The organism is Aeromonas sp. BIGb0405, assembly GCF_024807335.1.
GTDB lineage: Bacteria > Pseudomonadota > Gammaproteobacteria > Enterobacterales > Aeromonadaceae > Aeromonas > Aeromonas rivuli.
The window spans coordinates 1-1,574 of sequence record NZ_JANUEP010000023.1; the positions used below are offsets into that span (position 1 = coordinate 1).

Here is a 1,574-nt window from a genome sequence, read left to right on the forward strand (position 1 = left end):
AAGCTGGGTATCGTTAAGTGAATACATAGCTTAACGAGGCGAACCGGGAGAACTGAAACATCTAAGTACCCCGAGGAAAAGAAATCAACCGAGATTCCCTTAGTAGCGGCGAGCGAACGGGGATTAGCCCTTAAGCAACTTGGAAGTTAGTGGAATGGTCCTGGAAAGGCCAGCGATACAGGGTGATAGCCCCGTACATGAAAACGACCTTGTTGTGAAATCGAGTAGGGCGGGACACGTGACATCCTGTCTGAATATGGGGGGACCATCCTCCAAGGCTAAATACTCCTGACTGACCGATAGTGAACCAGTACCGTGAGGGAAAGGCGAAAAGAACCCCTGTGAGGGGAGTGAAATAGAACCTGAAACCGTGTACGTACAAGCAGTGGGAGCCCTTCGGGGTGACTGCGTACCTTTTGTATAATGGGTCAGCGACTTACATTTTGTAGCGAGGTTAACCGTATAGGGGAGCCGTAGGGAAACCGAGTCTTAACTGGGCGTCTAGTTGCAAGGTGTAGACCCGAAACCGGGTGATCTAGCCATGGGCAGGTTGAAGGTTGAGTAACATCAACTGGAGGACCGAACCCACTAACGTTGCAAAGTTAGGGGATGACCTGTGGCTGGGGGTGAAAGGCCAATCAAACTCGGAGATAGCTGGTTCTCCCCGAAAGCTATTTAGGTAGCGCCTCGGACGAATACTACTGGGGGTAGAGCACTGTTTGGACTAGGGGGTCATCCCGACTTACCAACTCCATGCAAACTCCGAATACCAGTAAGTAATATCCGGGAGACACACGGCGGGTGCTAACGTCCGTCGTGAAGAGGGAAACAACCCAGACCGCCGGCTAAGGTCCCAAAGTTCTGGTTAAGTGGGAAACGATGTGGGAAGGCTCAGACAGCTAGGATGTTGGCTTAGAAGCAGCCATCATTTAAAGAAAGCGTAATAGCTCACTAGTCGAGTCGGCCTGCGCGGAAGATGTAACGGGGCTCAAACCAGGCACCGAAGCCGCGGATTCACACTTATGTGTGAGTGGTAGGGGAGCGTTCTGTAAGTCTGCGAAGGTGTATCGAGAGGTATGCTGGAGATATCAGAAGTGCGAATGCTGACGTAAGTAACGATAAAGGGGGTGAAAAGCCTCCTCGCCGGAAGACCAAGGGTTCCTGTCCAACGTTAATCGGGGCAGGGTGAGTCGACCCCTAAGGTGAGGCCGAAAGGCGTAATCGATGGGAAGCAGGTTAATATTCCTGCACGACTTGTAATTGCGATGGGGGGACGGAGAAGGCTAGGTGGGCCAGGCGACGGTTGTCCTGGTGAAAGTGCGTAGGCGGTATCTCTAGGCAAATCCGGAGATGCAACGCTGAGACACGAGACGAAGCCACTACGGTGGTGAAGCCATTGATGCCATGCTTCCAGGAAAAGCCTCTAAGCTTCAGATTACAAGTCATCGTACCCCAAACCGACACAGGTGGTCGGGTAGAGAATACCAAGGCGCTTGAGAGAACTCGGGTGAAGGAACTAGGCAAAATAGAACCGTAACTTCGGGAGAAGGTTCGCTCTTGACAGTGAAGTCCCT

1 rRNA gene is annotated in these 1,574 nt (G+C 52.2%); it reads left to right on the top strand.

The window, feature by feature from the left end:
- Window positions 1–1,574, top strand: a 23S ribosomal RNA gene (locus M2366_RS19820); the annotation flags it as partial.